Annotated in this window: 23 protein-coding genes and 1 tRNA gene; 12 read left to right on the top strand and 12 right to left on the bottom strand. The window is 70.2% G+C overall.

All coding sequences use genetic code 11. The features are described from left to right. Positions 1–6 precede the first annotated feature (6 nt). The 3 genes from G9Q37_RS01665 to G9Q37_RS01655 all read right to left on the bottom strand — a co-directional run bounded on the left by G9Q37_RS01665 (position 7) and on the right by G9Q37_RS01655 (position 2,674). Entirely contained in the window at positions 7–420 is a 414-nt protein-coding gene (locus G9Q37_RS01665) for a GreA/GreB family elongation factor (RefSeq protein ID WP_166223615.1), read from the bottom strand. Between the two features lie 235 nt (positions 421–655). Beyond that, on the bottom strand, positions 656–1,333 hold the full coding sequence (gene lolD, locus G9Q37_RS01660; RefSeq protein WP_166223612.1) for a lipoprotein-releasing ABC transporter ATP-binding protein LolD: 678 nt from the start codon (positions 1,331–1,333) through the stop codon (positions 656–658). Between the two features lie 84 nt (positions 1,334–1,417). Further along, on the bottom strand, positions 1,418–2,674 hold the full coding sequence (locus G9Q37_RS01655; protein ID WP_166223609.1) for a lipoprotein-releasing ABC transporter permease subunit: 1,257 nt from the start codon (positions 2,672–2,674) through the stop codon (positions 1,418–1,420). A 40-nt stretch (positions 2,675–2,714) separates the two neighbouring features. Between G9Q37_RS01655 and G9Q37_RS01650 the strand changes: the two genes are divergently transcribed. Together G9Q37_RS01650 and recJ are read left to right on the top strand one after the other, a co-directional pair. Then, complete coding sequence (locus G9Q37_RS01650) at positions 2,715–3,662, top strand: phosphoglycerate mutase (protein WP_166223606.1); 948 nt, start codon at positions 2,715–2,717, stop codon at positions 3,660–3,662. Further along, positions 3,659–5,395 carry a single-stranded-DNA-specific exonuclease RecJ gene (recJ, locus tag G9Q37_RS01645; RefSeq protein ID WP_166223603.1) on the top strand — a complete coding sequence of 579 codons (1,737 nt, stop codon included), beginning with the start codon at positions 3,659–3,661 and terminating at the stop codon, positions 5,393–5,395. Before G9Q37_RS01650 ends, recJ begins: the two co-directional genes overlap by 4 nt. Before the next feature lie 4 nt (positions 5,396–5,399). On the opposite strand, the gene murB is transcribed toward recJ, so the two are convergent. Beyond that, positions 5,400–6,452 carry a UDP-N-acetylmuramate dehydrogenase gene (gene murB / locus G9Q37_RS01640; protein ID WP_166223600.1) on the bottom strand — a complete coding sequence of 351 codons (1,053 nt, stop codon included), beginning with the start codon at positions 6,450–6,452 and terminating at the stop codon, positions 5,400–5,402. A 34-nt stretch (positions 6,453–6,486) separates the two neighbouring features. Here murB and G9Q37_RS01635 point away from each other — a divergent pair, with 34 nt between their 5' ends. Both G9Q37_RS01635 and G9Q37_RS01630 read left to right on the top strand, forming a co-directional pair. After that, entirely contained in the window at positions 6,487–6,972 is a 486-nt protein-coding gene (locus G9Q37_RS01635; RefSeq protein WP_166223597.1) for a YajQ family cyclic di-GMP-binding protein, read from the top strand. A gap of 2 nt (positions 6,973–6,974) precedes the next feature. Next, complete coding sequence (locus tag G9Q37_RS01630) at positions 6,975–7,616, top strand: retropepsin-like aspartic protease family protein (RefSeq protein ID WP_166223594.1); 642 nt, start codon at positions 6,975–6,977, stop codon at positions 7,614–7,616. 13 nt (positions 7,617–7,629) lie between these two features. Here G9Q37_RS01630 and G9Q37_RS01625 read toward each other — a convergent pair whose 3' ends face one another. Genes G9Q37_RS01625 through G9Q37_RS01610 form a run of 4 tightly spaced genes read right to left on the bottom strand, consistent with a single transcriptional unit; the run spans position 7,630 to position 10,189 of the window. Beyond that, positions 7,630–7,986: a RidA family protein gene (locus G9Q37_RS01625; protein WP_166223591.1), complete on the bottom strand. Its 357-nt coding sequence runs from the start codon at positions 7,984–7,986 to the stop codon at positions 7,630–7,632. Next, positions 7,983–8,612, bottom strand: coding sequence for a glycerol-3-phosphate 1-O-acyltransferase PlsY (gene plsY, locus G9Q37_RS01620; protein WP_166223588.1), 630 nt, complete (start codon positions 8,610–8,612; stop codon positions 7,983–7,985). Before plsY ends, G9Q37_RS01625 begins: the two co-directional genes overlap by 4 nt. A 33-nt stretch (positions 8,613–8,645) precedes the next feature. After that, positions 8,646–9,140 (bottom strand): aminoacyl-tRNA deacylase, encoded by a 495-nt coding sequence (locus G9Q37_RS01615; RefSeq protein ID WP_166223585.1) that lies wholly within the window; start codon positions 9,138–9,140, stop codon positions 8,646–8,648. Beyond that, the gene (locus G9Q37_RS01610; RefSeq protein WP_166223582.1) at positions 9,137–10,189 is read right to left on the bottom strand and encodes an aldo/keto reductase; all 1,053 of its coding nucleotides are present in this window, start codon (positions 10,187–10,189) and stop codon (positions 9,137–9,139) included. The genes G9Q37_RS01615 and G9Q37_RS01610 overlap by 4 nt, the downstream gene beginning before the upstream one ends. Positions 10,190–10,346: 157 nt before the next feature. On the opposite strand from G9Q37_RS01610, the gene G9Q37_RS01605 reads away from it, so the two are divergent. After that, entirely contained in the window at positions 10,347–11,030 is a 684-nt protein-coding gene (locus G9Q37_RS01605) for a YiaD family glycine zipper/OmpA-like lipoprotein (protein ID WP_166223579.1), read from the top strand. Here G9Q37_RS01605 and G9Q37_RS01600 read toward each other — a convergent pair. Continuing rightward, the gene (locus tag G9Q37_RS01600; protein WP_166223576.1) at positions 10,994–12,232 is read right to left on the bottom strand and encodes a CaiB/BaiF CoA transferase family protein; all 1,239 of its coding nucleotides are present in this window, start codon (positions 12,230–12,232) and stop codon (positions 10,994–10,996) included. The genes G9Q37_RS01605 and G9Q37_RS01600 overlap by 37 nt on opposite strands. Next, entirely contained in the window at positions 12,229–13,182 is a 954-nt protein-coding gene (locus tag G9Q37_RS01595; RefSeq protein ID WP_166223573.1) for a hydroxymethylglutaryl-CoA lyase, read from the bottom strand. The genes G9Q37_RS01600 and G9Q37_RS01595 overlap by 4 nt, the downstream gene beginning before the upstream one ends. Before the next feature lie 95 nt (positions 13,183–13,277). Here G9Q37_RS01595 and G9Q37_RS01590 point away from each other — a divergent pair, with 95 nt between their 5' ends. Continuing rightward, positions 13,278–13,988 carry an IclR family transcriptional regulator gene (locus G9Q37_RS01590; RefSeq protein ID WP_166223570.1) on the top strand — a complete coding sequence of 237 codons (711 nt, stop codon included), beginning with the start codon at positions 13,278–13,280 and terminating at the stop codon, positions 13,986–13,988. On the opposite strand, the gene G9Q37_RS01585 is transcribed toward G9Q37_RS01590, so the two are convergent. After that, the gene (locus G9Q37_RS01585; RefSeq protein WP_166223567.1) at positions 13,985–15,718 is read right to left on the bottom strand and encodes an acetate--CoA ligase; all 1,734 of its coding nucleotides are present in this window, start codon (positions 15,716–15,718) and stop codon (positions 13,985–13,987) included. The genes G9Q37_RS01590 and G9Q37_RS01585 overlap by 4 nt on opposite strands. 34 nt (positions 15,719–15,752) lie before the next feature. Between G9Q37_RS01585 and G9Q37_RS01580 the strand changes: the two genes are divergently transcribed. The 6 genes from G9Q37_RS01580 to G9Q37_RS01555 all read left to right on the top strand — a co-directional run bounded on the left by G9Q37_RS01580 (position 15,753) and on the right by G9Q37_RS01555 (position 22,298). Beyond that, positions 15,753–16,670, top strand: coding sequence for an alpha/beta fold hydrolase (locus G9Q37_RS01580; protein WP_166223565.1), 918 nt, complete (start codon positions 15,753–15,755; stop codon positions 16,668–16,670). Positions 16,671–16,721: 51 nt separating this feature from the next. Next, a complete protein-coding gene (locus tag G9Q37_RS01575) occupies positions 16,722–17,228 on the top strand; it encodes a hypothetical protein (protein WP_166223562.1) in 507 nt (168 codons plus the stop codon). Between the two features lie 152 nt (positions 17,229–17,380). Further along, positions 17,381–18,485, top strand: a protein-coding gene (gene prfB, locus G9Q37_RS01570) for a peptide chain release factor 2 (protein ID WP_166223559.1) whose coding sequence is annotated in 2 segments (ribosomal slippage) — positions 17,381–17,461 and positions 17,463–18,485 — 1,104 coding nt in all. Because the reading frame shifts where the segments join, the coding sequence is not laid out codon by codon here. 2 nt (positions 18,486–18,487) lie between these two features. Next, positions 18,488–21,160 carry an aminopeptidase N gene (gene pepN / locus G9Q37_RS01565; RefSeq protein ID WP_166223556.1) on the top strand — a complete coding sequence of 891 codons (2,673 nt, stop codon included), beginning with the start codon at positions 18,488–18,490 and terminating at the stop codon, positions 21,158–21,160. A gap of 17 nt (positions 21,161–21,177) precedes the next feature. Next, entirely contained in the window at positions 21,178–22,188 is a 1,011-nt protein-coding gene (locus tag G9Q37_RS01560; RefSeq protein WP_166223553.1) for a class 1 fructose-bisphosphatase, read from the top strand. A gap of 34 nt (positions 22,189–22,222) precedes the next feature. After that, a tRNA-Thr gene (locus tag G9Q37_RS01555) sits at positions 22,223–22,298 on the top strand. Positions 22,299–22,395: 97 nt separating this feature from the next. Here G9Q37_RS01555 and G9Q37_RS01550 read toward each other — a convergent pair. Continuing rightward, positions 22,396–23,457 carry a hypothetical protein gene (locus G9Q37_RS01550; RefSeq protein WP_166223550.1) on the bottom strand — a complete coding sequence of 354 codons (1,062 nt, stop codon included), beginning with the start codon at positions 23,455–23,457 and terminating at the stop codon, positions 22,396–22,398. Positions 23,458–23,635: the final 178 nt, after the last annotated feature.

Here is a 23,635-nt window from a genome sequence, read left to right as displayed (position 1 = left end):
GCGTGCTCAGGTGGTGTAGTCGCCGCTGGCTTCGGGCTGGAACAGCAGCGCCGCGATCGTGGCCGCGCGCGGCTGGCCGTCGGGGCCGCTCCAGCGCGCCACCTCGCCCACGCGCAGGCCCAGCAGGGCCAGGCCCACGGGCGAGAGCACCGAGATGAAGCCGGTGCCGGGCTCGGCGTCGGCGGGGTAGCACAGCGTGAGGCGGCGCGGCTCGGCGCTGCCGCCCTCGCCCTCGCCTTCGTGCACCAGCACCTGCGAGTACATGGTGACCACGTCGGGCGCGACCTCGCGCGAGGGCACCACGCTCGCCAGGTCGAGCAGGTCGCCCACGCGCAGGGCTTCGCCCTGGCGGCGCAGGCGCTCCAGGCGCACGTGGTCGAGTTCGGTGAGCGTGCGCTCGGCAAAAGAAATGGGGGTCATCGACGGCTCCTTCGAAAGGCCCTGGACACACCGCGGCGGGTGGGTGTGCGGGCCGGGCAGCGCCGGGCACTGGCTTGGGGGCCCGGCGATCGAAGGTGGCGCGAAGAAGGGGGAGGGGGGTGGATCGCCGGGCTCAGGAATGTGCGTCAGACAGCACCGCACGCGCCCACGCGAGGGGGCGGTACCGGCACAGGGACGACAGTCGGCGGGGCGAAACCATGCGCTCGATGGTACCTCAGGCCAGTTTTCCGGCCGTCAGGCGCAGCACGCGGTCGCAGCGCGCCGCCAGGTTTTCGTCGTGCGTCACGAGCACGAAGGCCGTGCCCTGGTCGCGCGCCAGGTCCATCATGAGCCCGAACACGCCGTCGGCGGTGCCGCGGTCGAGGTTGCCCGTGGGCTCGTCGGCCAGCACGCAGGCCGGCTGCGTGACCAGGGCGCGGGCGATGGCCACGCGCTGGCGCTCGCCGCCCGAGAGCTCGGACGGGCGGTGCGCGATGCGCTCGCCCAGGCCCACGCGCGCGAGCATCTGCGTGGCGCGCTCGGCCGCTTCGGCGCGCGGCAGGCGGCGGATCCACAGCGGCATGGCCACGTTGTCGCGCGCGCTGAACTCGGGCAGCAGGTGGTGGAACTGGTAGACGAAGCCCAGGTGCCGGTTGCGCAAGGCCCCCTGCTCGGCCGTCGAGAGCTGCGACAGCGCCTGGCCCTTGAGCGTGACGCTGCCGCTGCTGGGCGCGTCGAGACCACCGAGCAGGTGCAGCAGCGTGCTCTTGCCCGAGCCCGAAGCCCCCACGATGGCGAGCGTCTCGCCGGCATGCACGTCGAGGTCCACGCCGTGCAGCACGGTGAGGTCGATGCGGCCTTCGTGGAAGCGCTTGGTGAGGCCGCGGGCCTGCAGGACGGTGGAGGACGTCATAGGGGTTTCGCCGCCGGGCCGCCCCAAGGCGAAACGCACCCCCACGGGGGGCAGCGACCCGCGCAGCGGCGGAGCGTGGGGGCCTTATTCATAGCGGAGGGCCTCGGCGGGGTTGACGCGGCTGGCGCGCCAGCTCGGGTACAGCGTGGCCAGGAAGGCCAGCACCAGCGAGATCACCGCCACGGGCACGATGTCGCCCTGCTGCGGGTCGCTCGGCATGCGGCTGATGAGGTAGATGTCCTGCGGCAGGAAGCTCGCGCCCAGCAGGCGTTCGAGCGCGGGCACCAGGGTGTCGATGTTGAAGGCCACGCCCAGGCCCAGCAGCAGGCCCACGCCGGTGCCGATCACGCCCACGGCCGCGCCCTGCACCACGAAGATGCCCATGATGCTCGATGGGCTCGCGCCCAGCGTGCGCAGGATCGCGATGTCGGCGCGCTTGTCGGTGACCGTCATGACCAGCGTGGACACGAGGTTGAACGCGGCCACCGCGACGATCAGCGTGAGGATGATGAACATCATGCGTTTCTCGAGCTGCACGGCCGCGAACCAGGTGCGGTTCTGGCGCGTCCAGTCGCGCACCACCAGGCCCGGCGGCAGGTCGGCCGCCATGTGCACCGCCACCTCGCGCGCGGCGTGCAGGTCGCGGATCTTCACGCGCACGCCCGTGGGCCCTTCGACGCGGAAGATGCGCGCGGCGTCGTCCTGGTGCAGCATGGCCAGCGCCGAGTCGTACTCGTAGTGGCCCGAATCGAAGGTGCCCACCACCGTCATGGTGCGCACGCGCGGCACCACGCCCGCGGGCGTGACCTGGCCGCTGGGCGCGATCAGCGTGACCGTGTCGCCCGCCACCACGCCCAGGCTGCGCGCGAGCTCGCCGCCGAGCACGATGCCGAAGCCGCCCGGCTGCAGGCGCGGCAGCACGGTGCCCGAAAGGTCGGCCGCGAGGTCGGTCACGCGCGGCTCCAGCGCCGGGTCGATGCCGCGCACCAGCACACCCTTCATGTCTTCGCCGCGCGCGATCAGCGCCTGCGCGCCCACGAACGGGGCCGCGCCCAGCACCTCGGGCCGCGCTTCGATGCGCGAGAGCACCTGCGGCAGATCGGGGATGGCCTGGCCGTTGGCCTCGAACACCTCGATGTGCGAAAGCACGCCCAGCATGCGGTCGCGCACCTCCTTCTGGAAGCCGTTCATGACCGACAGCACGATGATCAGCGCGGCCACGCCCAGCGCGATGCCCAGCATGGACACGCCCGAGATGAAAGAGATGAAGCCGTTGCGCCGCGTGGCGCGGCCGGCGCGGGTGTAGCGCCAGCCCAGCAGGAGTTCGTAAGGGGTTTGCATGGATGAAGCCGGGGATTGTGGCATCCCCGACAATCGGCCCATGCCTTCTGCCCAGGATCCCGTGCCCCACTGGGTGGTTCCCTTCGCCGCCCTCGGCGCCGAGGGACAACACCCCGACTGGCCTGCCCTGCCCCGCCTGCAGGCCCTGCTGCCCCGCCTGCGCGAGCAGCAGCGCGACCGCGGCGAGCACACCGACCCCACCCTGCCGCACGAGCGCGCGATCGCCGCCGCGCGGGGCCTGGCCCTGGCCGATCACGCCTGGCCCGGCGCCGCGCTGCACAGCGCGCAACCGCACGAGCCCCAGGCCTGGGTGCACCCGGTGCACCTGCAGGTCGGCATGGACCAGGTGACGCTGCAACCGGCCGAGCTGTTCGGCCTCGACGAAGCCGCCTCGCGCCGCCTGTTCGAGGCCTTCGCGCCGCTGTGCGCCGAAGACGGCCTCGCCCTGCACTTCGACAGCCCCGTTCGCTGGCGCGCCAGCGGCGAGCGCCTGCGCGGCCTGCGCTGCGCGAGCCTGGACCGTGTGGCGGGCCGCTCGATCGCGCCCTGGCAGCCGCAAGGCAGCGAGGCGCGCTGGCTGCAACGCCTCATGAACGAGGCGCAGATGCTGTTCTACACGCACCCCGTGAACGACGCGCGCGAGGCCGCGCGCCAGCCCGCGGTCAATGGCCTGTGGTTCAGCGCCGCGGGCGCGGTCGATGCCGGCGTGACACCCGGCCCCGCGCCCACCGTCGCCGACCACCTGCGCGCGAGCGCGCTCGGCGGCGACGCCGCGGCCTGGCGCGCGGCCTGGCAGGCGCTGGACGCCCGCCTCGTGCCCGAGCTGCAGGCCCTGGCGCAACAAGGCCGGCCCTTCGCCCTCACGCTCTGCGGCGAGCGCAGCGCTGTCACGCTGCAGCCCCACACGCCTTCCCCCTGGCAAGGCCTGGCCCGCGCGCTGGGCCTGGCGCGCGCCCCCCAGGTGGCCGAACTGCTCGAGACCCTATGAAGATCACCACCCGCGACGTCCCGCCGCGCGCCGCCTGGGCGCTCGAACAGAGCGGCCTGCACCCCCTGCTCGCGCGCCTGTACGCGGCGCGTGGCATCGCGCAGCGCGAAGAACTCGACGACGCGCTCGCCCACCTGCTGCCGCCCGCCACGCTCAAAGGCGCCGACGAAGCCGCGCGCGCGCTCGCCGACGCCATGGCCGCGCAGCGCCGCCTCTGCGTGGTGGCCGACTACGACTGCGACGGCGCCACCGCCTGCGCCGTGGCCGTGCGCGGCCTGCGCCTGCTCGGCGCGCCCATGGGCTTTGACCAGGTGCACTACCTCGTGCCCGACCGCGTGGTCGACGGCTACGGCCTCACGCCCCCGATCGCGCAGCGCGTGAAGGCCAGCGGCGCCGACGTGCTCATCACGGTGGACAACGGCATCGCCAGCCTCGACGGCGTGCGCGCCGCGCGCGAACTCGGGCTCGAGGTGATCGTGACCGACCACCACCTGCCCGCACAGCAGAACGGCGCCACCGTGCTGCCGGCCGACTGCACCATCGTCAATCCCAACCAGCCCGGCTGCGGCTTCGAGAGCAAGAGCATCGCGGGCGTGGGCGTGATGTTCTACGTGCTGCTCGCGCTGCGCGCCGAATTGCGCGCGCGCGGCGTGTTCGACGCCCAGACGCAGCCCAAGATCGACAGCCTGCTGCCGCTGGTGGCCCTGGGCACCGTGGCCGACGTGGTCAAGCTCGACACCAACAACCGCCGCCTCGTGGCGCAGGGCTTGAAGCGCGTGCGCGCGGGCGCGCTGCCGCCGGGCATGACCGCGCTGTTCAACGCCGCCGGCCGCCGCCCGCAAGCCGCCACCACCTTCGACTTCGGCTTCGCGCTCGGCCCGCGCCTGAACGCCGCGGGCCGCCTGGCCGACATGACGCTCGGCATCGAGTGCCTGATCACCGACGACGCCACCCGCGCCGACGAACTCGCGCGCACGCTCGACGGCATCAACCGCGAGCGCAAGGCCATCGAGGGCGAGATGCGCGAGCAGGCGCTGATGCTGGCCGAAGAGATGTTCGACGAGAGCGAACAGCCCCCGCCCGCGCTGGTGGTGTTCGACCCCGACTTCCACGAAGGGGTGGTGGGCATCGTGGCCTCGCGCCTGAAAGACAAGCTGCACCGCCCCACCTTCGTATTTGCGGCCAGCAGCGCGCCCGGCAAAGAACACGAACTCAAGGGCTCGGGGCGATCGATCGCGGGCCTTCACCTGCGCGACGCGCTCGACCTGGTGGCCAAGCGCCACCCGGGCGTACTGCTGCGCTTCGGCGGACACGCGATGGCCGCGGGCTGCACCATCGCCGAAGAGCACCTGGACACCTTCGAGCAGGCGCTGCAGCAGGTGGCGCACGAATGGCTGGACGCCGCCACGCTGCAGCGCCGCGTGGAAACCGACGGCCCGCTGGACCGCCAGTACCGCCGGCCCGATCTGGTGGACACCCTGCACGGCCAGGTGTGGGGCCAGGGCTTCGCGCCGCCGGTGTTCAGCGAAGAGGTGCGCGTGGTGAGCCAGCGCATCGTGGGCGAGAAGCACCTGGCGCTCAAGCTGCAGCACCAGGGCGACCCGGTGGACGGCATCTGGTTCGGCCACACCGAACCGCTGCCGGCGCGCGTGAAGATCGCCTTCCGCCTCGACGCGGACGAATGGCAGGGTCAGCGGCGGGTGCGCTTTCTGGTGGAGGCGGCGGAGGTCTGAGACCTCAGATCACCACCGGCTCGGGCTCGAGCCGGATGCCGAAGCGTTCGTAGACGCTGGTCTGGATGGCCTTGGCCAGCGTCACCACCTCGCCGCCCGTGGCGCCGCCGCGGTTCACCAGCACCAGGGCCTGTTTCTCGTACACGCCCGCATTGCCCACGCCGCGGCCCTTCCAGCCGCAGGCGTCGATCAGCCAGCCCGCGGCCAGCTTCACCGTGCCGTCGGGCATGGGGTAGTGCACCACCTTGGGCTCGCGCGCGATGATGTCGGCGCACTGCTCGGGCGTGACCGTGGGGTTCTTGAAGAAGCTGCCCGCGTTGCCGATCACCGCCGGGTCGGGCAGCTTGGCGCGGCGGATCGCGCAGATCCAATCGAACAGCGTGCGCGCATCGGGGGCGCTGTTGCCGGTCTCGGCCATCTTGCGTTCGAGGTCGGCGTAGCCCAGCACCGGCTTCCAGGGCTTGGGCAGCAGCAGCCGCACGCGCGTGATGAGCGCGCGGCCGGCGAGGCCGAAGTCGCGCGCGTCGGTGGGCAGGTGCTTGAACACCGAGTCGCGGTAGCCGAAGCCGCATTGCGCGGCGTCGAGCGTGAAGCGCTCGCCGCTGCGCAGGTCGATCGCGTCGAGCGAATGGAAACGGTCCTGCAGCTCCACGCCGTAGGCGCCGATGTTCTGCACCGGCGAGGCGCCCACGGTGCCCGGGATCAGCGCCAGGTTCTCCAAACCGGGCCAGCCCTGCTCCAGCGTCCACTGCACCAGTCCGTGCCAGTTTTCGCCCGCGCCCGCCTCCACCAGCCAGCCGCGCGGCGTTTCCTCGATCAGGCGCTTGCCCGCGATCTCCACCTTGAGCACCAGGGGCTTCACGTCGCCCGTGATCACCAGGTTGCTGCCGCCGCCGAGCACGAAGGGCGGCTGCTCGCGCACGAGCGCGGCCCAGGCCGGATCGGCACGCAGCGCGGCCAGATCGTCTTCGTGGCGGATGCGCGCCAGGTGGTGGGCCTTGGCCACGATGCCAAAGCTGTTGTGGGCCTGTAGCGGCACCTGCTTCTCGACTATCATGGCCGCGATTTTCTCACCCGCTTTTGACCGCCCCATGCCCTCGTTTGACACCGTCCTCGAAGCCGATCTCGTCGAAGTCAAGAATGCCGTCGACCAGGTCGCGCGCGAAATCGGCACGCGCTTCGATTTCAAGGGCACGAGCGCCGCGATCGAGCTCAAGGACAAGGAGATCACGCTGTTCGGCGACGCCGACTTCCAGCTCCAGCAGATCGAAGACGTGCTGCGCAACAAGCTCTCCAAACGCAACGTCGATGTGCGCTTCCTCGACATCGGCAAGGTCGAGAAGATGGGCGGCGACAAGGTCAAGCAGGTGGTGAAGGTGCGCAACGGCATCGCCACCGAAGACGGCAAGAAGATCCAGCAGGCCATCAAGGCCAGCAAGCTCAAGGTGCAGGGCGCCATCCAGGGCGACGCGGTGCGCGTGACCGGCGCCAAGCGCGACGACCTGCAGGCGGCCATGGCCATCATCCGCACGGAGATGAAGGACCTGCCCCTCTCCTTCAATAACTTCCGCGACTGACCATGCGGCAAGGCCTGCTGGCGGCGTTGCTCCTGGGCGCGGCCGGCCTGGCACTGGCGCAGTCCGTCGCGCTCACGGGCGTGTCGGGCAACAAGGCGCTGATCGTGGTCGACGGCGGTGCGCCGCGTTTCGTCACCGCGGGCCAGGTTCACCAGGGCGTGCGCGTGCTCGCGGTGCAGGGCGACACCGCCACCATCGAGGTGCAGGGTCGGCGCCAGTCGCTGCGGGTGGGCGAAGACCCGGTGAGCCATGGGCGCGACCACGCCCCGTCCGAAGGCGCGCGGCGCGTCGTGATCACCGCCGACAGCCGCGGCCACTTCCTGCCGCCAGGCCAGATCAACGGCCGCGCCGTGCAGTTCATGGTCGATACGGGCGCGAGCCAGGTGGTCATCGGCGAGCCCGAGGCGCGCCGCCTGGGCCTGCCCTTCGAGAAGGGCACCAAGGTGCAGGTGTCCACCGCCAACGGCAACGTGGTGGGCCACCAGCTGCAGCTCGACACGGTGCGCGTGGGCGAGGCCCAGGTGTTCGCGGTGTCGGCCATCGTGCTGCCGCAGCCCATGCCCTACGTGCTGCTGGGCAACAGCTTCCTCACGCGCTTTCAGCTGCAGCGCACCAACGACCAGCTCACGCTGGACAAGAAGTAGCGCGGGGCCGGTCTCAGGCCTGGGCGGCCGTGACCACGATCTCGATGCGGTAGGCGGGGTTGGCCAGCGCGGCCTGCACGGTCGCGCGCGGCGGCGCGGCGCCGGGCACCACCCAGGCGTCCCAGACCTCGTTCATGGCCGCGATGTCGCGGATGTCGGTGAGGAAGATCTCGGTGCGCAGGATGCGCGACTTGTCGCTGCCGCATTCGCGCAGGCGCTGCTCCACCTGCTGCAGCACGTCCTCGGTCTGGCCGCGGATGTCGACGTCGCCGCGCTCGGGCACCATGCCCGCGAGGAACACGATGCCGTTGAACACGGCGGCTTCGCTGTAGCGCGCGGCCATGCCGACGCGGGTGATGTCCTGGCTCATTTCTTCTTCGATCCCAGCTTGCTTTCGGTGCCCGCGATCAGGCGGTTGATGTTCTCGGCGTGGCGCCACACCAGCAGCACGGCCATGGCGGCCAGGCCGAGCACCATGGCGCCCGGCGCGTCCCAGGCCACGTCGGCGCCGAGCAGGTAGTAGGCCGGCGCGAACACCGCGGTGACGATGGACGCGAGCGACGAGTAGCGGAAGAACACCGCGATGATGAGCCAGGTGGCCAGCGAGGCCAGGCCCAGCCAGGGGTTGAAGGCCAGGATGACGCCGGCCGCCGTGGCCACCCCCTTGCCACCCTGGAAGCGGAAGAACACCGGAAACAGGTGGCCCAGGAAGGCCGCGAAGCCCACCAGCGCCACGGTGCCCGCGCCCAGGCCGAAGCGCTCGCCATAGGCCTGCACCAGCACCACGGGCAACCAGCCCTTGAAGGCGTCGAGCAGCAGGGTGATGACCGCCGCGGCCTTGTTGCCCGAGCGCAGCACGTTGGTGGCGCCGGGGTTCTTGCTGCCGTAGGTGCGCGGGTCCGACAGGCCCATGAGGCGGCTCACCAGCACCGCGAACGACAGCGATCCGATCAGGTACGCGGCCAGCGTGGCCAGCGCGGGGTAGAACGCTTGCAAGAGTGTCTCCTCACTCGATGTCGACAGGGGGCGTCATTCTGCCAGCGCACACTGCACCGGTTTCGCGCCCAGAGGCGCGGTGAGCACCGCGGGATCGATGCCCACGAGGAAGCCGCGGCGCCCGCCGTTGATCCAGATCTTCGGCAGTTCGAGCACCGTGGACTCGACCCACACCGGCATGGCGCGCTTGAGCCCGAACGGCGAGGTGCCGCCCACCAGGAAGCCGCTGTGGCGGTTGGCCACCTCGGGCTTGCAGGGCTCGACCGACTTGGCGCCGATCTGCCGCGCAAGGTTCTTGGTCGACACCGTGCGGTTGCCGTGCATGAGCACGGCCAGGGGCCGCGCGGCCTCGTCCTGCATGATCAGGGTCTTGACCACCGCGAACGGGTCCAGGCCCAGCACCTGCGCGCTGTGCTGCGCACCGCCGTGCTCCAGGTACTCGTAGGGATGCTCGGTGTACGCCACGCCGTGCGCCTTGAGCCAGGCGGTGGCGGGCGTTTCACTGACGTGTGCGGCCTTCTTGCTCATTGCGCGGGGTCGCGCGATTCCCAGCGGATCTGGTCGATCGCGGTCAGCAGCTCGGGCGTGAGCGCCACGTCCCAGGCGTCCAGGCACTGGTCGAGCTGGGCCACGCTGGTCACACCGATGATGGTGCTGGCCACGCGCCAGTTGCGGTAGCAGAAGGCCAGCGCGAGCTGCGCGGGCGTGAGCCCATGTTCGCGCGCGAGCGCGTTGTAGCGCCTGGCCGTGGCCAGCGCCTCGGGCCGGCCCCAGCGCTGCTTGCGCATGCTGTCGTACAGCGCCATGCGGCCGTGGTCACCGACCAGGCCGGTGTCGTCGTACTTGCCGGTGAGCAGGCCGAAGCCCAGCGGCGAATACGCGAGCAGCGACACGCCCAGGCGGTGGCAGCTTTCGTCGAGGCCGTTCTCGTAACTGCGGTTGATCAGGCAATAGGGGTTCTGCACCGTGGCCACGCGCGGCAGGCCGTGCTGCTCGGCCAGGCGCACGAACTCGTGCACGCCATAGGGTGTTTCGTTGGACAGGCCGATTGCGCGCACCTTGCCGGCCTTGACCAGGTCGGCCATGGCGTCGAGCTGCTCGTGGATGGACGCGTGCGGCTTGTCCTTGGACGGGTCGAAGTACAGCGCGCCGAAGGCCGGCACGTTGCGCGCGGGCCAGTGGATCTGGTACAGGTCGATCACGTCGGTCTGCAGGCGGCGCAGGCTGCCTTCGCAGGCGTTGACGATCTCGGCCTTGCTCAGGCCCGACACCTCGCCGCGGATCCAGGGCATGCCGCGCGAGGGTCCGGCCACCTTGGTCGCGAGCACCACCTTCTGGCGCAGGCCCGGCGTGCGCGCGAACCAGTGGCCGATGATGGTTTCGGTGGCGCCGCAGGTTTCGGCGCGCGCGGGCACCGAGTACATCTCGGCGGCGTCGATGAAATTCACGCCGCGCTCGAGCGAGCGGTCGAGGATGGCGTGGGCGGTAGGCTGGTCGACCTGTTCACCGAAGGTCATGGTGCCCAGGCAGATGGGCGAGACGTGCAGCGGGCTCTGGCCCAAGGGCAGGTGTTTCATCGGAGCGGTGGAAAGGGTTTGTAAATTCAGATACGTCCTACGGCACAGATACCGGACGGGGTGTAAGTTTAGGCGGTGGTCTTCAACCCACGGACCGTGGTGCCTGTGCCGCGGCCCCTCCGACCTCTCCGATCCACGAACCGCGAGGAACGCCTTCATGAACACCTCCCCCTCTTCCTTCACGCGCGGCCTGACCCTGCTCACCGTGGCCGCGGCCATCGCCGTCACGGGCTGCGCCAACATGAGCGAAACGCAACGGGACAGCGCCAAGGGCGCGGGCATCGGCGCGGCGGCCGGCGTGGTGCTGGGCGGCCTCACGGGAGGCTCCAAGGGCGCGGCGCAGGGCGCGGTGCTGGGCGCGGGTGCGGGTGCGCTGGGCGGCTACATCTGGTCCACGCGCATGCAGGAGCAGAAAAAGCAGATGGAAGCGGCGACGGCCGGCACCGGCATCGGCGTGAGCCAGACCGCCGACAACCGCCTCAAGCTCGACGTGCCGGCCGACGCGGGCTTCGCCTCGGGCCGCTCCACGCTGAGCCCCACGCTGGTGCGCGTGCTGGGCCAGTTCGCCACCACGCTGCAGCAGAACCAGGCCACGCAGGTGTCCATCATCGGCCACACCGACAGCTCGGGCAGCGACGCGATCAACAACCCGCTGTCGTTCGACCGCGCCAACGCCACGCGCGACTACCTGGTGGGCCGCGGCGTATCGGCCGCGCGCATCAGCACCGACGGCCGCGGCTCGCGCGAACCCGTGGCCGACAACGGCACGCCCCAGGGCCGCGCGCTGAACCGCCGGGTGGAGATCTACGTGGCCGAACCGGCCACCGCGGCGCAGCGCTGAGCCAGCACGCCGGCGTCGCGCAGCTGCGCGATCTCGGCCGGCGTGTAGCCGAGCTCGGTGAGAACGGCCTCGCTGTGTTCACCGAGAGCGGGCGGCGCTGAACGCACGCCGGGCCGCGCGCCATCGAGCGTGATGGGCAGCAGCGCGGTGCGCGTCTGCACGGGCCGGCCGGCGCAGCTCGTGTCGGGCGGCAGGCACACCTCGGCCAGCCCGCCGCTGGCGAGCAGGTGCGGGTCGTCGAACAGGTCTTGCGGCTTCGTGATGGGGGCGTAGGGCAGGCCGATGCGCTCGAAGCGCGCGCCGAGCTCGGCGGCGCTGAAGCCCGCGAAGCGCTCGCGCAGCAGCGGCAGCATCCAGTCGCGGGCCTGCACGCGGGCGTTGTTGCCCACCAGGCGCGGGTCGTCGCGCAAGTCGTCGAAGCCGAAGGCTTCGCACATCAGCGCCCACTGCGAATCGCTCACGGCGGCCAGGAACACCTGCTCGCCGTCCTTCACGGTGAACACGTCGTACACCGCCCAGGCGCTGATGCGCCCGGGCATGGGCGCGGCGGGCCTGCCCGTGACGGCGAACTGCATCATGTGCTGCGCCATGAGGAACACGTTGTTCTCGAACAGCGCGCTCTGCACGCGCTGGCCGCGGCCGGTCTTTTCGCGCTGCGCCAGCGCCGCGAGCACGCCGATGGCGCCGAACATGCCGCCCATGATGTCGTTGACGCTGGTGCCCGCGCGCAGCGGCCGGCCTTCGGGACCGGTCATGTAGGCCAGGCCGCCCATCATCTGCACGACCTCGTCGAGCGCGGTGCGGTGTTCGTAGGGACCGGGCAGGAAGCCCTTGTGCGACACGCTGATGAGGCGCGGATTGAGCCGGGTCAGCGCCTCGTGGCCCAGGCCCAGCTGGTCCATGGCGCCGCTCTTGAAGTTCTCGCTGAACACGTCGGCGCGCGCCAGCAGGCGCAGCACGATCTCGCGCCCGCGCGGGTCCTTCACGTCGACCGCGAGGCTCTTCTTGTTGCGGTTGAAGGTGCCGAAGAAACCTGCGCCCGACCCCAGCAGGCGGCGCGTGCTGTCGCCACCCAGCGGCTCGACCTTGATCACTTCGGCGCCGAGATCGGCCAGGATCAGGCCGCAGGTCGGGCCCATCACCATGTGGGTGAGCTCGACCACGCGCAGGCCGCTCAGAGGCAGTTCGTGGGAAGGGTTCATGCAGTGCCTTTCATCGCGGCCGGGACACGGCCGTCGGCGTAGGTGAAGCCGCGCGTGAGGCCGGCTTCGGGCGTCATGCCGTACAGGGGCTCGCCGGGCAGGCCGGCGCGCAAGGCCTCGCGCGCAGCCATCAGGCGATCGAGGTCGACGCCGGTGCGCACGCCCATGGCCTCGAACATGAAGACCAGGTCTTCGGTGACCACGTTGCCCGAGGCGCCCGGCGCGTAGGGGCAGCCGCCCAGGCCGCCCTGCGAACTGTCGAAGGTGCGCACGCCCGCGTCGTGCGCGGCCAGGCAGTTGGCGAGGCCCAGGCCGCGCGTGTTGTGCAGGTGGGCCGCGCCGGTGCGCTCGCCGATCTCGGCGCGCACGCGCCGGAACAGCCGCCGAACCTGCGCCGGATTGGCCATGCCCGTGGTGTCGGACAGGCCGATCTCGTCGGCGCCGGCCTCGGCCAGCGCCACGGCCAGGCGCACCACGTCGTCCTCGGGCACGGGGCCCTGCAGGGTGCAGCCGAAGGCGGTGGACAGGCCGGCCTCCACGCGCACCTTCGGCGCGCTGGCCCTGCGCAGCGCCACCACCGCGCGCACCTCGTCGACCATCTGCGCGCGCGTCTTGCGCACATTGGCCAGCGAATGCGCCTCGCTCGCCGAGACCGGCAACGTGAGCTTGTGCACGCCGCTGGCCAGCGCCGCCTCGGCGCCGCGCACGTTGGGCACCAACGCCATCACCGTGAGGCCGGGCCTGGTGAGCGCGTGCCGCACCACCTCGGCCACGTCGGCCATCTGCGGCAGCAGCCGCGCCGGCACGAACGAACCGACCTCGATCTCGCGCAGGCCGGCGGCGTGCAGGCCGTCGATCCAGGCCAGCTTGTGCGCCGTGGGCATGGTGGCCTTGACGCTCTGCAGGCCGTCGCGCGGGCCGACCTCGCTGATGAGGACATCGGTTGTCATGACATTGTTTAGTCTGTAGGATGGACTATTAGTTCTGTACTGTGGACCGATGATAAGAACCGGTCACAGGCCTGTCAAACCGCCGGAGTGCGCCCATGCCCCGCAAGTCTTCCCACGCCTCGGTCGCCGACGACAACGCCGCTCCCGGTGGTGCCGCTGCGGTGGATCGCGCGATCAGCCTGCTGGCCGCGTTCCGCCCGGGCGACCGCTCGCTGGGCGTGAGCGAACTCGCCGAGCGCACACGCCTGTACAACAGCACCGTGCTGCGTCTGCTCGCCTCGCTGGCCCATGGCGGCCTGGTGCAGCGCACGCCCGGAGGCCGCTGGGCCCTGGGGCCCGAGATCGCCCGCCTCGCGGCGCTGCACGCCGAAGCCTTTTCGCTGGAAGACCTGGTGCTGCCCGAGATGCGCGCGCTGGGGGCGCGCACGCAGGAGAGCGTGGCCTTTCATGTGCGCCAGGGCGATCAGCGTCTGGTGCTGTTCCGCGTCGACTCGCCGCACCTGTTGCGCGACCACGTGCGCGCGGGCGATCTGCTGCCGCTGAACCGCGGCGCGGGCGGGCGCGTGCTCATGGCCTTCGCCGGGGCGCGCGGCAAGCTCCACGAGCAGGTGCGGCGCGACGGCTACGTGGCGCTCACGGGCGATCGGGTGGCGGGCCTGGTGGGCATCTCGGCGCCGGTGTGGCGCACCGGGCACGAGCTGGTGGGCGCGCTCACGCTCACGGTGCCCGAGCCGCGCGCAAAGCCTGCGTTCGTGGACGCGCTGCGCGCCTCGGCCGCGCGCCTGACCAAGGTCCTGGGCGGCTAGCGCGCGGCGGCCTTCGCGCGCGCTTCCTCCTGCAGCCGCAGCACGCGCCGCTGCACCTTGCCGGTGGTGGTCATGGGCAGGGCGTCGATGAACTCGATCTCTTTCGGGTACTCGTAGGGCGCGAGCCGGCCCTTCACGTGGGCCTGCAGCTCGGCGATCAGCGCCGCGTCGCCCGCGCGCCCGGGCGACAGCACCACATAGGCCTTCACCACGGCGCCGCGCTCGGCGTCGGGCTTGGGCACCACGGCGGCGTTGGCCACGGCGGGGTGCTTGACCAGGCAGTTTTCGATCTCGCTGGGGCCGATGCGGTAACCCGCGGCCTTGAAGACGTCGTCGGCACGACCCTGGTACCAGAGGTAGCCGTCGGCGTCGCGCACCGCGAGGTCGCCGGTGCGGCACCAGCTGTCCGCCGGGTCGCCGGTGTACTTGCCGCGCGTGGCGGCCTCGTTCTTCCAGTAGCCCAGGAAGAAGATCGGGTCGGGCTCGCCGTGCACGTCGAGCCGGTGCACCGCCACGTCGCCCGGCACGCCCACGGGGCATTCGCGGCCCTCCTCGTCGATGACCGCCACGCGGTGGCCGGGGTAGCCCTTGCCCATGCTGCCGGGCTTGGCGGGCCACAGGCGCGTGCAGTTGCCCACCACGTAGTTGATCTCGGTCTGGCCGAACATCTCGTTGACCGGCACGCCGAGCCCGTCGCGGCACCAGTGGTAGACCGCGTCGCCCACGGCCTCGCCCGCGCTCATGAGGCCCTGCAGCGCGAGGCGGAAGTGCCGTCGCGGCTGCGGAAAGGCCTTCATCATGGCCTTGAGCGCGGTGGGAAACAGGAAGCTGTGCGTCACGCCGTGGCGCTCGATCAGCTCGAACGCGGTCTGCGCCGAGAAGCGGCCGTTGTGCGCCACGATGGGCCGGCCGAAGTACAGCGTGGGCAGCAGCGCGTCCATGAGGCCGCCGGTCCAGGCCCAGTCGGCGGGCGACCAGAACACCGCCTGCGAAGGCTTCGCGGCGTCGAAGGGATCGAAGCCGAACCAGTTCTGGCTGCACACGAAGCCCGTGAGGTTGCCGATCAGCGCCCGGTGCGGGATGAGCGCGCCTTTGGGGTTGCCGGTGGTGCCGCTGGTGTAGATCAGCACCGCGGCCTCGTCGGCGCGCGTGTGCGCGGGCTCGAAGCCCTCGGGCTGCTGTGCGAGCAGTGCGGTCCAGTCGAGTGCGCTGCCGCCCGCGGCGTCGACCGCGATCACGTCCTGCAGGCGCGGGCAGTGTGCGCTCACCGATTGCACCGCGGCGAGCGTGCTGGCGTCGCAGACCGCGAGCACGGCCTCGCTGTCGTGCAGGCGGAACTGCAGCGCCTCGGGGCCGAAGAGCTGCGACAGCGGCATGGCCACCGCGCCGAGCTGCAGCACCGCCATGTAGGCCACCGCGGTCTCGAAACGCTGCGGCAGCACGATGGCCACCCGATCGCCGCGCTGCACGCCCAGCACCTGCAGCGCGTTCGCCAGCCGGTTGGCCTGCGCGAACAGCTCGGCGTAACTGTGGCGGCGGTCGGGTTGGTCCGGGGCGGTGGCGATCACCGCGGTCTGGCGTGCGGTATCGGGATCGTTGGCCCAGCGCCGCATGCAGACCTCGGCCATGTTGAAGGCCTCGGGCACCCGCCAGCGAAAGCCCGCATGCAGGCTCGCGTACAGGTCCGGCGCGGCAGCGGGCGCGGTGTCGCGGTCTTGACGGCGGCGCATGGGTGTCTCCTCTCGCGTCTTTATGATCGATCGAATGTACCAAGTGCAACGCCCCTCCCGCAGCGACTTCCTGCCCATCCGCGGCTGGCGCTACCACGTGCGCAGCTGGGGCGAACCCGACCCCTCGCGGCCACCGCTGGTGCTGGTGCACGGCTGGATGGACGTGGCCGCGTCATGGCAGTTCGTGGTGGACGCGCTGCGCGAGCAGCGCCACATCGTGGCGCCCGACTGGCGCGGCTACGGCGACACCACCTTCGACGGCCCCGCGCCCGACAGCTACTGGTTCCCCGATTACCTGGGCGATCTCGACGCGCTTCTCGACACCCTGTTCGGCGACCGCGCGGTGGACCTCGTGGGCCACAGCATGGGCGGCCACGTGGCCACGCTGTACGCGGGCGCGCGGCCGCAGCGCATCCGCCGCCTGGTGAACCTCGAAGGCTTCGGCATGCCGGCCTCGGTGCCGGCGCAGGCGCCCACGCGCTACGCCCACTGGCTCGACGAGATCCGCGCCCAGCGCCGCGGCGACATGGACCTGAGCGACTACGCCGACGCCGATGGCGTGGCGCGCCGACTCATGAAGACCAACCCGCGCCTGGCGCCCGACAAGGCCGACTGGCTCGCGCGCCAGTGGGCCCGGCCCAACAGCGAGGGCCGCTGGGCGATCCTGGGCGATTCGGCGCACAAGGTGAGCAACGCGGTGCTGTTCCGGCCCGACGAGGCGATCGCGGTGTACCAGCGCATCGGCGCGCCGACGCTGGTGGTCACGGCCGGTGACGACAGCCTGGGCCAGTGGTGGAAGGGCCGCTACACGCTGGCCGAATTCCTGCAGCGCATCGGCCATGTGCCCAACCTGCGGCACGAGGTGGTGCCCGATGCCGGGCACATGATGCACCACGACCAGCCGGCCCTGCTGGCCGCCCTGATCGAGGCGTTCCTGTCGGACAAAACCTGATTCGATGCACCTGGACACAGGTGCAGCCCGCGGCGGTGGCAGACTCGCGCGATGCATTTCCGACGCCTGCCCCTCCTGACCGCCCTGCTCTGCAGCGGCCCCGCCTTCGCCTTCAATGCCTGCCCGGGCTGGGACGACCCACTGCCCGACGGGCAGGCGGCCTACGAGGTGTTCGCCTCGCCGTACACGCACCACTGGTCGCACGACCCCGAGCACCGGCCCGTGTTCGCGCTGGCGCTCAACCGCCACCTGCCCGACGACCGCTTCTGCGGCCTTTCCCTGTTTCGCAACTCCTTCGGCCAGCCCTCGGGCTACCTCTACGCGGGCAAGCGCTGGAACAACCTGCTTGCGAACTGGCCCCAGGTGTACGCCCAGGTGAGCGCGGGCGTGATCTACGGCTACGTGGGCCAGTACAAGAACAAGGTGCCGGGCAACGTGGGCGGCTTTTCGCCGGCCATCGTGCCCGCGGTGGGCTACCGGCTGACCGACCGCGCCGGCCTGGAGGTGCAGATCCTGGGCACCGCCGCGGTGATGTTCGGCGCGACCTGGCGGTATTGATGCCCCCACGCTCCGCCGCTGCGCGGGTCGCTGCCCCCCGAGGGGGCTGATCCGGCTTGGGGCGGCCCGGCGCCGGATCGTGAGGCCCCCACGCTCCGCCGCTGCGGCCATGAGAAAATCGCGCCTTTGCCCGATTGACCGCAGGAACGACCATGGACGCCGAACAGATCAACGCCATTCAGAGCCAGCTCAAGGACCTCAGCACCCGGGTGGTCGAACTGCGGAGGTATCTTTGACTACGATGCCAAGGCATCGAAGCTGAAGGAAGTCGAGTCCGCGCTCGAAGACCCGACCGTCTGGGACAACCCCAAGCGCGCGCAAGACCTGAGCAAGGAGCGCAAGTCGCTCGAAGACGTGGTGCTGGTGCTCGACCGGCTCGGCAGTGAACTGGCCGACAACAGCGAGCTGTTCGAGATGTCGGCCGCCGACAACGACGAAGCCGGCCTGCGCACCATCGCCGACGAGGCCGCCAAGGTGCAGGCCGAGGTGGAGCGGCTCGAATTCCGCCGCATGTTCAACAACCCGGCGGACCCCCTGAACTGTTTCGTGGACATCCAGGCCGGCGCCGGCGGCACCGAGGCCTGCGACTGGGCCAGCATGCTGCTGCGCCAGTACCTGCGCTACGCCGAGCGCAAGGGCTTCACCACCACGGTGGAAGACGAAACACCCGGCGACACCGCGGGCATCAAGAGCGCCACCATCAAGGTCGAGGGCGAATACGCCTTCGGCCTGCTGCGCACCGAAACCGGCGTGCACCGCCTGGTGCGCAAGAGCCCCTTCGACAGCTCGGGCGGCCGCCACACCTCGTTCGCGTCCATCTTCGTGTACCCCGAGGTCGACGACACGATCGAGATCGAGATCAACCCGGCCGACGTGCGCGTGGACACCTACCGCGCCAGCGGCGCCGGCGGCCAGCACATCAACAAGACCGATTCGGCGGTGCGCCTCACGCACATCCCCACCGGCATCGTGGTGCAGTGCCAGGACGGCCGCAGCCAGCACAGCAACCGCGACGTGGCCTGGAAACGCCTGCGCTCGCGCCTGTACGACCACGAGATGCGCAAGCGCATGGAAGAGCAGCAGAAGCTGGAGGACACCAAGACCGACGTCGGCTGGGGCCACCAGATCCGCTCCTACGTGCTGGACAACAGCCGCATCAAGGACCTGCGCACCAACGTCGAGATCTCGGCCACCCAGAAAGTGCTCGACGGCGATCTCGACGCCTTCATCGAAGCTTCGCTCAAACAGGGGGTCTGACCATGAGTTCTCTGCGTGAAGGGCCCACCACCGTGGTGCGCCGTGAAGACTACGCACCACCCGCCTACTGGATCGACACGGTCGAACTCACCTTCGACCTCGACCCGGCCAAGACGCGCGTGCTCAACCGCATGACGCTGCGCCGCAACGCCGCCGTGGCCGCGCAGCCGCTGCGCCTGGACGGCGAAGAGCTGAACCTGGCGCGCGTGCTGGTCAATGGCGCGGGCTGCTCGTTCAAGATGGACGCGGGCCAGCTCGTGCTGGACAACCTGCCCGAGGGCAACGAGCCCTTCACGCTCGAGATCTTCACCACCTGCGCGCCCGAGAAGAACAGCCAGCTCATGGGGCTCTACGTGAGCCAGGGCACCTTCTTCACGCAGTGCGAGGCCGAGGGCTTTCGCCGCATCACCTACTTCCTCGACCGGCCCGACGTGATGGCCAGCTACACCGTGACGCTGCGCGCCGACAAGGCGCGCTACCCGGTGCTGCTGTCCAACGGCAACCTGGAGGAGGAAGGCCCCCTCCCCGATGGCCGCCACTTCGCGAAGTGGGTCGACCCGCACCGCAAGCCCAGCTACCTGTTCGCGCTGGTCGCGGGCAACCTGGTGGCGCGCGAGCAGCGCATCGTCTCGCGCAGCGGCAAGGAACACCTGCTGCAGGTCTTCGTGCGCCGCGGCGACATGGACAAGACCGAACACGCCATGCAGTCGCTGATCGCCAGCGTGGCCTGGGACGAGGCCCGCTTCGGCCTGCCGCTCGACCTCGAGCGCTTCATGATCGTCGCCACCAGCGACTTCAACATGGGCGCGATGGAGAACAAGGGCCTGAACATCTTCAACACGAAGTACGTTCTGGCCAACAGCGCCACCGCCACCGACACCGACTTCGCCAACATCGAATCGGTGGTGGGCCACGAGTACTTCCACAACTGGACCGGCAACCGCGTGACCTGCCGCGACTGGTTCCAGCTCTCGCTGAAAGAAGGCCTCACCGTCTTTCGCGACCAGGAGTTCAGCATGGACCTGTGCGCCGAGCCCTCGGCGCGCGCGGTCAAGCGCATCGAAGACGTGCGCGTGCTGCGCACCGCGCAGTTCCCCGAAGACGCGGGCCCCATGGCGCACCCGGTGCGCCCCGACAGCTACGTCGAGATCAACAACTTCTACACCGTCACGGTCTACGAAAAAGGCGCCGAGGTCGTGCGCATGATGCAGACCCTGGTGGGCCGCGAGGGCTTTGCGCGCGGCATGAAGCTCTACTTCGAGCGCCACGACGGCCAGGCCGTGACCTGCGACGACTTCGCCCAGGCCATCGCCGACGCCAACCCCGACAGCGCGCTGGCGCGCCAGCTCGAGGTGTTCAAGCGCTGGTACAGCCAGGCCGGCACGCCGCGCGTGCGCGCCGAAGGCCGCTACGACGCCGAGGCCCGCCGCTACACGCTCACGCTGAGCCAGCACTGCGCGCCCACGCCGGGCCAGGCCGTGAAGCAGCCCTTCCTGATCCCGGTGGCGCTGGGCCTGCTCGATGCACAGGGCCGCGAACTGCCGCTGCCCGAATCACAACGCCTGGTGGTGCTCGCCGACGCGAGCGCCACCGTTGTCTTCGACGACATCGACAGCGAACCCGTGCCCTCGCTGCTGCGCGGCTTCTCGGCGCCCGTGGTGCTCGAGTACGCCGACAGCGATGCCCAACTGCTCACCCTGCTCGCGCACGACAGCGATCCCTTCAACCGCTGGGAAGCCGGCCAGCGCCTGGCGCTGCGCCGCGCGCTCGCCGCGGTGCGCGCCGATGGCCCGGTGGCGCAGCCGCTCGACGCGGCCTTCATCGACGCCATGCGCGCCGTGCTGCGCCACGACACGCTCGACGCCGCCTTCAAGGAGCTCACGCTCACGCTGCCCAGCGAAACCTACATCTCGGAGCAGCTCGAGGTGGTCGACCCGCAGCGCGTGCACGCGGTGCGCGAAGCCATGCGCGAGCAGCTCGCGCAGGCCCTGCACGCCGACTGGGCCTGGGCCTACGAGCAGCACAGGGACAACGGCGCCTACCGCCCCGACCCGCTGAGCGCGGGCCGCCGCGCCCTGGCCGGCATGGCCCTGACCATGCTGTGCCTGGACGCGCGCCAGAGCGGCGACGCCGTGTGGCCGGGCAAGGCCTACCAGCGCTTCAAGGACGCCGGCAACATGACCGACCGCTTCAACGCGCTGTCGGCCCTGGTGGTGAGCGGCCACGCGCTGGCCCGCGAGGCGCTGCCGCGCTTTCACGCCATGTTCCGCGACGAGGCCCTGGTGCTCGACAAGTGGTTCGCGCTGCAGGCCGGTGCGCCCGACCGCGGCGGCAACATCCTGCCCGCGGTGCGCCAGCTCATGGCCCACCCCGACTTCCAGCTGCGCAACCCCAACCGCGCGCGCAGCGTGATCTTCAGCTACTGCAACGCCAACCCGGGCGCCTTCCACCGCGCCGACGCGGCGGGCTACGTGTTCTGGAGCGACCGCGTGCTCGAGATCGACCGCTTCAACCCGCAGGTGGCCGCGCGCCTGGCGCGCGCGCTCGACCGCTGGAAGAAGCTCGCCGAGCCCTACCGCAGCGCCGCGCGCGAAGCCATCGCGCGCGTGGCCGCCCAGGCCGAGCTGAGCAACGACGTGCGCGAGGTCGTGACCCGCGCCCTCTCGGAAGACTGAACCCCACCCCCAGCGCCATGAGCCAACGCATCTCCCTCACCCGCTACCTCGTCGAGAAACAACGCGTCGACGGCCACATCCCCTCGCAGCTGCGGCTGCTGATCGAAGTCGTCGCGCGCTCGTGCAAGAGCATCAGCCACGCGGTCAACAAGGGCGCGCTCGGCGGCGTGCTCGGCTCGGCCGACAGCGAGAACGTGCAGGGCGAGGTGCAGAAGAAACTCGACATCATCGCCAACGAGGTGCTGATCGAGGCCAACGAGTGGGGCGGCCACCTCGCGGCCATGGCCAGCGAGGAGATGGACAGCATCTACCTGGTGCCCAACCGCTACCCGCAGGGCGAGTACCTGCTGCTGTTCGACCCGCTCGACGGATCGTCGAACATCGACGTCAACGTGAGCATCGGCACCATCTTCAGCGTGCTCAAGAAGCCCGAAGGCAGCGGCGCCGGCGTGAGCGAGGCCGACTTCCTGCAGCCCGGCAGCAAGCAGGTGGCCGCGGGCTATTGCGTGTACGGCCCGCAGACCACGCTGGTGCTCACCGTGGGCGACGGCGTGGCCATGTTCACGCTCGACCGCGAGCAGGGCTCGTTCGTGCTCACGCAGGAAGACGTGAAGATCCCCGCCGACACCAAGGAATTCGCGATCAACATGAGCAACATGCGCCACTGGGACACGCCGGTGAAGCGCTACATCGACGAATGCCTGCAGGGCAAGGAAGGCCCGCGCGGCAAAGACTTCAACATGCGCTGGATCGCCAGCATGGTGGCCGACGTGCACCGCATCCTCACGCGCGGCGGCGTGTTCATGTACCCCTGGGACAAGCGCGAGCCCGAGAAGCCGGGCAAGCTGCGCCTGATGTACGAGGCCAACCCCATGGCCTGGCTGGTCGAGCAGGCCGGCGGCGCCGCCACCAATGGCCGCGAGCGCATCCTCGACGTCAACCCGACCAAGCTGCACGAGCGCGTGAGCGTGATCCTGGGCAGCAAGAACGAGGTCGACCGCATCACCGCCTACCACCGCGAGGGCTGACACCCCTGCGGGGCTGGCTATAATGCCGAGCTTCGCCGGTGTAGCTCAGTTGGTAGAGCAGCTCATTCGTAATGAGAAGGTCGGGGGTTCGACTCCTCTCTCCGGCACCAAGTCAAAAGAAAAGCCCGCCATGGATACCCTGGCGGGCTTTTTGTTGGGCGGTAGGCCCGGGGCGTGCGCCGTGGCGCGGATTCCCTGGTCAATGGCTCAACGCGTGGCTCCCGTTCCATTCGATCGGCCGGCATTGTTTTGATCCAGCCAGGACTGCCCCGCGTAAGTCACCTTCATCGTGCAGCGCCAATGGTCCTTTGAACTGCTGCCCAAACGGCTGCCGTGCTGCGTGCAGACCGGCTCCTCCTGCCGGACCACCCGCCATTCGGGGGCATGGCCCATGAACACGCCTTCCAATTGCTGGCGCTGTTCATGCAAGGATTGAAGCGCCTGTTGCCGGCTCTCATGGCCAATGCCTTCGGATGCGTAAGCCTTGGTGTCTTGAAACGGATAGGTTTTGCGAGCGGGTGTGCTTTGGTCGGCAGATGGCCTGGAGGCTGGGTCGGACGAGCTGGTAGAGGGCTGGGTTTTCGCAGCGGCGACCGTGGCCGGGTTGCCGGTCATTGCCGGCCCGGCCGATGCCCCCGCCGAGCGAGCAGCGGACGGGGACTCCAGCGATCCCGCTTGCCGGGCGGCGATGTAGGCACCGGTGACCCCGACCGCGACAGCGCCCAGGTCCTTGAGCATTTGCGCGTTCTTTTGCCGCTCTTCCCGCAGCCATTGCTCGCTGTAGGCCTTCTGCTCACTGGAGACCTTTCCCCAATGTTCGGCAATGGCCAGCACCGACTGCCTGCTCGATTCCCCTTCGGCCGTCTTGCCCCCCCGCTGGATCAGCTGGTCCGCACGGCCCTGCAGAAAAGCGACCTTGGGTGAATTCCGTTCGGCCATGGCATATCCCATGGCACGCGCCACCATGTTCAATGGCTTTCCACTGGACGGGTCGTTTCGGCAATCGAGGTTGACGTCCGCGCCGTTGCCCAGCAACCAGTCGGTGGCCGCCACCGCCATGGGCGTGTCATAGACGATCAACACGCACAAAGGCAGGGTGGTCGCTTGCTGGCCAATGCTCAGGTACTCATTGGGCCGGACCTTTCCGTCGAGCACCGATTGCGCCAATGGCGCCGGGTTGCCGAGATTGGCTTCGGAGGCCGGCGTTGCGCACCCCCACAAGCCCGACATGGCGACGCCGCCCAAGGCGAATTTGACGAACTTTTGCATGGATGAGGGAGGGCTGGTGAAGACCGTTTGCGCGGTGTGCAGCGGGCTTCGGGTTGATCCGACGGGTCATTATCAGCGGGCCCGGACGCCGGACGGGATTGCCGGCACACCACGCTGGTGCGTTGGTGCACAACTTTGTGACACGTGGCGGAATGCCCCCACACCGCATCGGTGCATC

This window comes from Hydrogenophaga crocea (genome assembly GCF_011388215.1).
Lineage (GTDB): Bacteria > Pseudomonadota > Gammaproteobacteria > Burkholderiales > Burkholderiaceae_C > Hydrogenophaga > Hydrogenophaga crocea.
Note: the sequence above shows the minus strand (reverse complement) of the source record. Positions and strands in the feature narration are given on the sequence as shown.

Excerpts from the sequence above, each read along its gene's own strand:
- G9Q37_RS01665 (WP_166223615.1), bottom strand. The coding sequence starts at position 420 with ATGACCCCCATTTCTTTTGCCGAGCGCACGCTCACCGAACTCGACCAC.
- lolD (WP_166223612.1), bottom strand. The coding sequence starts at position 1,333 with ATGACGTCCTCCACCGTCCTGCAGGCCCGCGGCCTCACCAAGCGCTTC.
- G9Q37_RS01655 (WP_166223609.1), bottom strand. The coding sequence starts at position 2,674 with ATGCAAACCCCTTACGAACTCCTGCTGGGCTGGCGCTACACCCGCGCC.
- G9Q37_RS01650 (WP_166223606.1), top strand. The coding sequence starts at position 2,715 with ATGCCTTCTGCCCAGGATCCCGTGCCCCACTGGGTGGTTCCCTTCGCC.
- recJ (WP_166223603.1), top strand. The coding sequence starts at position 3,659 with ATGAAGATCACCACCCGCGACGTCCCGCCGCGCGCCGCCTGGGCGCTC.
- murB (WP_166223600.1), bottom strand. The coding sequence starts at position 6,452 with ATGATAGTCGAGAAGCAGGTGCCGCTACAGGCCCACAACAGCTTTGGC.
- G9Q37_RS01635 (WP_166223597.1), top strand. The coding sequence starts at position 6,487 with ATGCCCTCGTTTGACACCGTCCTCGAAGCCGATCTCGTCGAAGTCAAG.
- G9Q37_RS01630 (WP_166223594.1), top strand. The coding sequence starts at position 6,975 with ATGCGGCAAGGCCTGCTGGCGGCGTTGCTCCTGGGCGCGGCCGGCCTG.
- G9Q37_RS01625 (WP_166223591.1), bottom strand. The coding sequence starts at position 7,986 with ATGAGCCAGGACATCACCCGCGTCGGCATGGCCGCGCGCTACAGCGAA.
- G9Q37_RS01615 (WP_166223585.1), bottom strand. The coding sequence starts at position 9,140 with ATGAGCAAGAAGGCCGCACACGTCAGTGAAACGCCCGCCACCGCCTGG.
- G9Q37_RS01610 (WP_166223582.1), bottom strand. The coding sequence starts at position 10,189 with ATGAAACACCTGCCCTTGGGCCAGAGCCCGCTGCACGTCTCGCCCATC.
- G9Q37_RS01605 (WP_166223579.1), top strand. The coding sequence starts at position 10,347 with ATGAACACCTCCCCCTCTTCCTTCACGCGCGGCCTGACCCTGCTCACC.
- G9Q37_RS01600 (WP_166223576.1), bottom strand. The coding sequence starts at position 12,232 with ATGAACCCTTCCCACGAACTGCCTCTGAGCGGCCTGCGCGTGGTCGAG.
- G9Q37_RS01595 (WP_166223573.1), bottom strand. The coding sequence starts at position 13,182 with ATGACAACCGATGTCCTCATCAGCGAGGTCGGCCCGCGCGACGGCCTG.
- G9Q37_RS01590 (WP_166223570.1), top strand. The coding sequence starts at position 13,278 with ATGCCCCGCAAGTCTTCCCACGCCTCGGTCGCCGACGACAACGCCGCT.
- G9Q37_RS01585 (WP_166223567.1), bottom strand. The coding sequence starts at position 15,718 with ATGCGCCGCCGTCAAGACCGCGACACCGCGCCCGCTGCCGCGCCGGAC.
- G9Q37_RS01580 (WP_166223565.1), top strand. The coding sequence starts at position 15,753 with ATGTACCAAGTGCAACGCCCCTCCCGCAGCGACTTCCTGCCCATCCGC.
- G9Q37_RS01575 (WP_166223562.1), top strand. The coding sequence starts at position 16,722 with ATGCATTTCCGACGCCTGCCCCTCCTGACCGCCCTGCTCTGCAGCGGC.
- pepN (WP_166223556.1), top strand. The coding sequence starts at position 18,488 with ATGAGTTCTCTGCGTGAAGGGCCCACCACCGTGGTGCGCCGTGAAGAC.
- G9Q37_RS01560 (WP_166223553.1), top strand. The coding sequence starts at position 21,178 with ATGAGCCAACGCATCTCCCTCACCCGCTACCTCGTCGAGAAACAACGC.
- G9Q37_RS01550 (WP_166223550.1), bottom strand. The coding sequence starts at position 23,457 with ATGCAAAAGTTCGTCAAATTCGCCTTGGGCGGCGTCGCCATGTCGGGC.